Origin of the sequence: Corallococcus sp. 4LFB, from assembly GCF_046520365.1 — a bacterium.
Lineage (GTDB): Bacteria > Myxococcota > Myxococcia > Myxococcales > Myxococcaceae > Corallococcus > Corallococcus caeni.
In genome coordinates, this window is sequence record NZ_JBKGHJ010000660.1 from 1 (window position 1) to 3,716 (window position 3,716).

4 protein-coding genes are annotated in these 3,716 nt (G+C 73.1%); all 4 read left to right on the plus strand.

The genetic code is table 11. From position 1 onward, the window contains the following. Positions 1-256 precede the first annotated feature (256 nt). The gene (locus ACLEQD_RS39020; protein ID WP_410390960.1) at positions 257-1,105 is read left to right on the plus strand and encodes a tetratricopeptide repeat protein; all 849 of its coding nucleotides are present in this window, start codon (positions 257-259) and stop codon (positions 1,103-1,105) included. A gap of 107 nt (positions 1,106-1,212) precedes the next feature. After that, the gene (locus tag ACLEQD_RS39025; RefSeq protein ID WP_410390961.1) at positions 1,213-1,431 is read left to right on the plus strand and encodes a hypothetical protein; all 219 of its coding nucleotides are present in this window, start codon (positions 1,213-1,215) and stop codon (positions 1,429-1,431) included. 286 nt (positions 1,432-1,717) lie between these two features. Beyond that, entirely contained in the window at positions 1,718-3,067 is a 1,350-nt protein-coding gene (locus tag ACLEQD_RS39030) for a M24 family metallopeptidase (protein WP_410390962.1), read from the plus strand. A gap of 19 nt (positions 3,068-3,086) precedes the next feature. Next, positions 3,087-3,716: hypothetical protein (locus tag ACLEQD_RS39035; protein WP_410390963.1), on the plus strand; the 630-nt coding region annotated here is incomplete at its 3' end.

A 3,716-nucleotide genomic window follows, 5' to 3' on the forward strand; every position in this document is an offset into this window, starting at 1 on the left:
CTGGTTCTCGCGGACGGAGGCCGTGGAGGCCGTCAGCGCGCCGCGCCTGCCGTGCCCGCGCTCCAGCCGCTCCGGTGGGACGCTGCTGCGCCCCCGCTCGCGACGCTGAAGAAGGGCTCCCGCCGCCTGCTCCTCCCTGGGGGGCAGGCGGGGGAACCAGCGCCGGACGCTGGGAGCGGAATCCACCAAGGATTGGTTCCGCTCGCGTTTCGCAAGGGACGGGAGGCGGCCGCGTGACTCCGGGCCCTGACGCTTGATGGATCTCTGGTGCAAGAAGCTCTACCGGTTCCTGGATGGGGAGCTGGAGTCGGGGGACGAGGAGCACTTCCGGCTCCATCTGGCCCTCTGCCGCGCGTGCGCCAGCGGGCTGCATGATGCCATGCAGCTGGAGATGCTCAGCGTCCAGGCCCTGTGTGGAGCGGTGGCCCACAACGACGCGCCACCCCCGCCGACCTCCGTCCGCGAGCCGTTCCGCCTCACCCTCCCGCGCGGCCGGTGGCTGCAGGCGCTGGGGGCGGTGCTGGCCATGGGGATGGGGGCGCTCGCCGCGCTCCTGACGGGGGACGGCTTCCGGCCGGAGGACCCGTGGCGGACGGATGCGTCCGCGCGGGGACTGGAAGCGCGCATCGCGTACCCGGCCGCGGACCGCTACCTCCCCTACGTGCCCGTCAGGACGAGCGCGGGGGACCCGGCGACGCTCGCGGTCGCGCCTCCGGTGCCGCTGCGGACCCTGGCCGCGCTGGAGGAGCAGGGGGACCTGCACGGCATCGCGGCGGCCTACCTCGTGCGTGGCGAAGTGCGTCAGGCCTCGGACTTCCTGTCGCGCAGCGCGCCCTCGGTGGACCGGGACAGCGACCGGGCCGTGGTGGCGATGGCGGCGGGGGACTTCCGGGGCGCCCTCGACCTGCTCGAAGGCGTGCTGCGTCAGGCACCGGACCATCCCCAGGCCCTGTGGAACCGGGCGCTGGTGCTCCGGGCCATGGGGCTCCCGCTCCAGGCGGCGGAAGCCTTCGAGGCGGTGGTCCGCCGGGGGGAGCCGGGGTGGAGCGAAGAGGCCGGCATCCGGGCCCGCGCGCTGCGGCAGGGGGGACACTTCCTGAAATAAATGAATCCAATGCGACCCAAGGTTTTTCGCGGTCGGCGTCTAATTATCGGGGCGCGGCGTGGCGGCGGCGTGGATGGACCGGAGACACCGCACCCCGGGGGGAAGCGATGTACCGCATCGAAGCGTGGAGCCAGGGGGGCGGTGCGCTGTGGGCGCCCGGTTCCAACGGGGGCGCGGTCGTGCGGCCGGAGGACGAGGCCCGGGAGCCCAGGGGATACCGGGTCGACGAGGAAGAGGGGGACGGGGAAGAGGCCTCCCGGAGCGAGGGGGAGGAATCGCTCTTCGAGTTCGATGAAAGCGGCCTGGACGGGGTCGCCAGCTACTGACGTTGCGGCGCGCGCGGTTGGATGTCCGCGCTCCACGCGGCCTTCGGGGGAGGGCCGCCGCTTCCAGTGGATCCACCGGCCGTGAGGCCTGACGGATTCCAGGTGTCCCGGACCGGGGGGGACGGGACCCGGAAGCGTGTGGGAGCGAGGCCATCCGAGCGGGTGAGCAGGTGGGATGCGCCCCAGGCCCTCCGCGCCCGGAACCCAAGAGGTTCCGGGGCGGGGGGCTTCGGTTTTCCGGGCGCGCTACGCTGCTCCGCCTTCTTCCCGACCTGGAGTTCCCGACATGAAGCGTTGGCGTGGAGTCCTTCTGCCCGTCCTGAGCCTGGGCTGCCTGGTGGCGTGTGCCACCGCGCCCGTGCGCGACACCGCCGTCCCCGCGTCCTCGCCCGTGCCACCGCCGTCCCGGGAGCGGGCCCTGCGCGAGTCCTGGCTGAAGGAGCGGCACGGCCTGCTGCTGGACATGATGCGCCGGCACGGCGTGGGCATGTGGGTGGTGGTCAACGAGGAGTTCCACGATGATCCGCTGACGGCCTGGGTGGCGCCGCCCCTGCCCTACGCGGGCAACCGCGACGTGTTCGTCTTCGTGGACGCGGGCGACGCGGGACTCCAGAAGGTTGCCTTGACGGGCTACGCCACGGAGGCCGTGACGCGCTTCTTCACCTCGCCTCCGGTGGAGCGCAAGCAGGCGGAGGCGCTCGCGGAGCTGGACGCGCGCTACCACCCGCGCACCATCGCGCTCGCCATGGACGGCCGGCGCGGCGTGACGCGCGGCCTGACGCACGACAGCTACAAGTGGCTGGTGGAGGCGCTGGGGCCGACGGCGGAGGCGCGCTTCGTGAGCGCGGCGCCCCTCATCGAGGAGTACCTGGACACGCGGCTGCCCGGCGAGTTCGCGCCCTACCGCGACCTGGTGGTGCTGACGGAGTCGCTGGTGAAGCGGGCGCTCTCCAACGAGGTGGTGGTGCCCGGCAAGACGACGGTGGGGGAGGTGCGCCGCTGGCTCTACGACGCGCTGTTCGAGGCGCGCGTGGGCACGTGGTTCCAGCCGGACCTGCGCCTGCAACGGCAGGGCATGAAGGACGGCTTCTCCCGGGGCTTCCTGGCGGTGGCGGACGAGGCGGTGGTCATCCAGCGCGGGGACCTCCTGCACGTGGACTTCGGCGTCACGGCGCTGGGCCTGAACACGGACTGGCAGAAGATGGCGTACGTGCTGAAGGACGGCGAGCAGGACGCGCCGGAGGGGCTGAAGCGCGCGCTGGCGAACACGCAGGCGCTGCAGGACGCGCTGATGCTGCGGGCGTCGCGGCCGGGGCGCTCGTCCGCGGACGTCTACGACGCGACGATGGCGGAGATGAAGGAGCGGGGCATCGAAGCGAAGGTCTACAGCCATCCGCTGGGCGCGCAGGGCCACGCGCTGGGCGCCGCCATCGACTTCCGCGCGGCGTCGCGGCAGGAGGCGCCCCGGCTGTTGCGCAAGGGCTCGTACCTCGCCGTCGAGCTCAGCACCACCACCGCCGTGCCAGAGTGGGGCGGGCAGCAGGTGGCGGTGATGCAGGAAGATCCGGCGTACCTGACGGACGAGGGCTGGCGGTTCTTCGTGCCGCGCCAGGACGCCTTCTATCTCATCCACTGACGACACGAAGGGAGCGGACGTGATGCGCGTGGGCAGGCCATGGACGACGTTCGGGAGGGAGGGCCGCGCGCGCGTCGCGCTGCTCGCACTGGGACTGGGACTCACGGGGTGCAGTGCCGCCAGTGGGGACGAAGCCCCCGCGCGACAGGAGCGCCCGCTGGTCGCGGACGCGTCGCTCCGGCCGCCGCGCGCGGTGGACAGCCTGCTCAGCCTGTTCGACCAGACGGCCTCCGTGGTGGAGGGCGAAGTGCTGGACGTGCGCTCCGAGTACTCACCGCGCACCGGCCCGTGGACGGTGGTGACGCTGGGCAACGTGCGCGCGCACCTGGGCGCGGCGCCCCGGGAGCTGCGCCTCAAGCAGGCCGGAGGGCTGCTGCCGGATGGGCGGCGGCTCGTGGTGAGCCACGTGCCCCGCTTCGTCCGGGGCGCGCGCTACGTGGTGTTCCTGCGCAACACCGGGTGGAGCCTGTCGCCGGTGCTGGACGAGCACGCGTTCCGCGTGGAGTCGGTGGGTGGCCGCGAGGTGCTCGTGGGGGCCGAGGGCGGGCTCGTGTCCGGCCTGGAGTCAGCGGGCGTGCGGCAGACGGCGCCGGTGTTCGAGACGGTGGACCTGATGGGCGCGCGTCCGGCGATGCGCGCGGAGGCCCGG

What these genes read in the sequence shown, in the direction of transcription:
- ACLEQD_RS39020 (WP_410390960.1), top strand. Translation starts at nt 257, where the DNA reads ATGGATCTCTGGTGCAAGAAGCTCTACCGGTTCCTGGATGGGGAGCTG.
- ACLEQD_RS39025 (WP_410390961.1), top strand. Translation starts at nt 1,213, where the DNA reads ATGTACCGCATCGAAGCGTGGAGCCAGGGGGGCGGTGCGCTGTGGGCG.
- ACLEQD_RS39030 (WP_410390962.1), top strand. Translation starts at nt 1,718, where the DNA reads ATGAAGCGTTGGCGTGGAGTCCTTCTGCCCGTCCTGAGCCTGGGCTGC.